This is a genomic window from Streptomyces sp. NPDC056224 (assembly GCF_042267665.1).
Classification (GTDB): domain Bacteria; phylum Actinomycetota; class Actinomycetes; order Streptomycetales; family Streptomycetaceae; genus Streptomyces.
Genome location: NZ_JBHJTK010000098.1, coordinates 1 through 3,203, shown reverse-complemented (window position 1 = coordinate 3,203; position 3,203 = coordinate 1). Strand labels below are relative to the sequence as shown.

General features: G+C 71.3%; 5 protein-coding genes. 3 read left to right on the top strand and 2 right to left on the bottom strand.

The window, feature by feature from the left end; translation table 11 throughout:
* A partial coding sequence (locus tag ACFCZ1_RS38400) for an adenosylhomocysteinase (RefSeq protein ID WP_362402195.1) occupies nt 1–95 on the top strand: 95 nt, incomplete at its 5' end.
* 77 nt (nt 96–172) lie between these two features.
* The gene (locus tag ACFCZ1_RS38395) at nt 173–790 is read left to right on the top strand and encodes a hypothetical protein (protein ID WP_376682899.1); all 618 of its coding nucleotides are present in this window, start codon (nt 173–175) and stop codon (nt 788–790) included.
* A 10-nt stretch (nt 791–800) separates the two neighbouring features.
* Here ACFCZ1_RS38395 and ACFCZ1_RS38390 read toward each other — a convergent pair whose 3' ends face one another.
* A complete protein-coding gene (locus tag ACFCZ1_RS38390) occupies nt 801–1,703 on the bottom strand; it encodes an RDD family protein (protein WP_376682898.1) in 903 nt (300 codons plus the stop codon).
* A gap of 111 nt (nt 1,704–1,814) precedes the next feature.
* On the opposite strand from ACFCZ1_RS38390, the gene ACFCZ1_RS38385 reads away from it, so the two are divergent.
* On the top strand, nt 1,815–2,822 hold the full coding sequence (locus ACFCZ1_RS38385; protein ID WP_376682897.1) for a stage II sporulation protein M: 1,008 nt from the start codon (nt 1,815–1,817) through the stop codon (nt 2,820–2,822).
* A gap of 150 nt (nt 2,823–2,972) precedes the next feature.
* Here the strand turns inward: ACFCZ1_RS38385 and ACFCZ1_RS38380 are convergent.
* Nucleotides 2,973–3,203 (bottom strand): hypothetical protein (locus ACFCZ1_RS38380; RefSeq protein WP_376682896.1); only part of this gene is annotated, 231 nt, incomplete at its 5' end.

The window sequence follows — 3,203 nt, the reverse complement described above, 5'->3', positions numbered from 1 at the left end:
TCGGCGTCAGGCTGACGACCCTGCGCCCGGAGCAGGCCGACTACATCGGCGTCCCGGTCGAGGGCCCGTACAAGCCGGACCACTACCGCTACTGATCTCCCGCGGATCCGCAGCACCTCAGGCAGGCCCCCGGCACCTCCGCCGGGGGCCTGCCCCGTACCCAAGGATCGTCATGCCACGCGGCCGCTACTCCCTCCACGACCCGCACGACCACACCCCCCTCGGCGAGGAGCACTTCCACTGCGCCCCCGGCCCGTCCGGCTGGCGCTACGTGTCCCAGCTGACCGCCCCGAACGGCGACCACCGGGGGTCGGTCGACCTGGCCGTCGACGAACTGGGCCGCCCCATCCGCCTCGAAGTGAACGCCTCCAGCTGGCAGGTCCGCGGAGCCGCCATCGACGGGGTCACCTGGGTGCGTACCGACCCCACCGGAGCCGAAGCCACCGAGGGCAACGTCCACGCCCCCGGCTTCACCGGCACCTCACCGGCCTTCCTGATCGCGACGTCCCGCCTGCTGCGCCTGACCCCGGGCGCCCCCGCCACCCGCGTCCGGCTCCTCGCCCTCACCGACCCGGTCCTGGCTCCCCGTACGGTCGACCAGGCGTGGGCCCTGCTCCGCCGCGAGGAACACCCCACCGACAGCGGCCCGCTCCTGGTGGACGAGTACCAGGTCAGCGCCCTGGACACCGGCGAGGTCCACACGGTCCACATCGCCGGGGACGTGGTCCTGTCCGCCCCGGGCATCGAACTGGAGCACCTGGAGACCCCGCCCTCGACCTTCGAGGGCTGACCCCCGCCCCTCAGGCAGGCGGCGCGAACCCGCCGGCGCGCGGCGCCGCCGCAGGTGCCGCCGGCATGGCGGGCGCCGGAGCGACGGGCGGAGCCGAAACCGGTGGGTGGGCCGCCACGGGGACGGGCATTGTGGCGGGCACCGGCCCGGAAACATGCGGGGGAACCGGGGCGAAGGCCCGCGCCGCGTCCCGCGACTGCCGTTCGTGCACCACGGCCATCAGGAACGCGGCGGCCGGCACCCCGGCCGGCGGCGGCGCCCCCGTACGGGACACCAGATCGTCCGCGAGCTGCGCCGCCATCGCGGCACCCACCTGCGGATCCAGCTGGTTCATGCGCGTCAGGTACTGGCGGATCGCCAGCCACAGCCCGTCCGGCACCGCCGACAGGTCCAGTCCGGCGAACCGCCCGGCCAGCCAGGGCGGCGGCGGGGGCACCGGCATCACCCGCGTCCCCGGCACCCGCTCCCGGATCACCAGGGTCCCCGCGAAGACGTCCCCGAGCCGTCGGCCGCGCGCCGACACCAGTGAGGCGATGCACGCCACCGCACCGAAGGTCATGATCAGCTCCACGACCCCCATGGCCCCGCGCACCAGCGCGTGACGGAACCGGATCGGCCCGCCGTCGTCCCGCACCACCCGCAGCCCGCACGCGAGCTTGCCCAGCGACCGTCCGTGGCTGAGCGTCTCCACCGCGATCGGTACGCCGACCAGCAGCAGCACGAAGCCGGCCACGCCCACGGCCGCCTGCGCGGCGTCGTCCAGCGAGGCGGTCGCGACGGTCAGCCCGACCGAGAGGATGAGGTAACCGGCGATGTACACGACCAGATCGAGGACGATCGCCAGCGCCCGACTCGGCACCCGCGCCGGCCTCAACCCCAGGACGACCGCGTCCCCCGTCACCAGATCGCTCACCACATCACCTTTCACGTGACCTGCCCCGCCCCATCGTCATTCAGTCTGCCAAGCTGACCACACGAGGAACAGGCAGAAGCAGGGGCACTGGGGCAGGGGAGCGGCAACCGGATGGATCTCGACGTCTTCGTGACGGCACACCGCGCGGAATGGGACCGCCTGGAGCAGCTCCTGGGCCGCGGCCGCAAGCTCACCGGCGCCGAGGCCGACGAACTCGTCGCCCTCTACCAGCGCACCTCCACCCACCTATCCCTCGTCCAGTCCAGCGCCCCGGACCCCATGCTCACCGGCCGGCTGACCCAGCTGGTCGCGCGGGCCCGTGCCACGGTGACGGGCACCCGTCGCGCCGGCTGGCGCGACGCGGTCCTTTTTTTCACGGTGGGCTTCCCGGCCGCGGTCTACCGCAGCCGCCGCTGGTGGATACCGACCGCGCTGATCTCCACGGCGCTCGGCGTGCTCATCGGCTGGTGGATCGCCACGCATCCCGAGGTCCAGGGCGCCATCGCGGCACCGGAGGACCTCAAGGCCCTCACGAAGCCGGGCGGCGAGTACGAGACGTACTACTCCAGCCACCCGGCGAGCTCCTTCGCCGCCAAGGTGTGGACGAACAACGCCCAGGCGGCCGCGATCTGCCTGGTGCTGGGCGCCTTCCTGGGGATCCCGGTGCTCTGGATCCTCTTCCTGAACATGGCCAACCTCGGGGTCGGGCTCGGCCTCATGGCCTCCGCCGGTCGGCTCGACGTCTTCCTCGGCCTGATCCTCCCGCACGGCCTGCTCGAACTGACGGCGGTCTTCGTCGCCGCGGGAACGGGCCTGCGCCTGGGCTGGACGGTCGTCGACCCGGGCCCCCGCACCCGCCGCACGGCCCTCGCCGAACAGGGCCGCGCCGCCCTAGGCATGGCCATCGGCCTCGCCGTGGTCCTCTTCGTCTCGGGCCTGATCGAAGGCTTCGTGACCCCGTCGGGCCTTCCCACCTGGGCCCGCGTCACCATCGGCGTCGTGGCCGAGGCCGCCTTCCTGCTCTACGTCTACATCCTCGGCGGCAGGGCCTCCCGCGCCGGCGAGTCGGGAGACGTGGAGGCCGCCGACCGCACGGCGACGCTCCCGACGGCGGCCTGATGTGCGCAGGACCCCTCGGAGCTGCTAGTCTCCACAGGTCCCGGAACGGGTGTTGACACATCCGCGACGGGGAGGTAGATTTGAACGGTTGCCTGAGCTGGACAAGTTCGGCAGCGACGGTTCATAATCTCTCTCGCCCCCACTGAGGAATCAAGGAATTGAATTCCAGTGGGGTGCAGTCGACTCCTCATTCAGGAATCCGAAGCCGGTAAATCCGGTGGAGAACTTCTGATAGAGTCGGAACCGCTGGAAAGGGAAAGTGTGAAAGCGCAGAACCTGGAAAGCGCCGAGGAAGTCGGACACGAAAGAGTCTGATAGAGTCGGAAACGCAAGAACAGAACGAAAGCCCGGAGGAAAGCCCGAGAGGGTGAGTACAAAGGA

What these genes read in the sequence shown, in the direction of transcription:
- ACFCZ1_RS38395 (WP_376682899.1), top strand. Translation starts at nt 173, where the DNA reads ATGCCACGCGGCCGCTACTCCCTCCACGACCCGCACGACCACACCCCC.
- ACFCZ1_RS38385 (WP_376682897.1), top strand. Translation starts at nt 1,815, where the DNA reads ATGGATCTCGACGTCTTCGTGACGGCACACCGCGCGGAATGGGACCGC.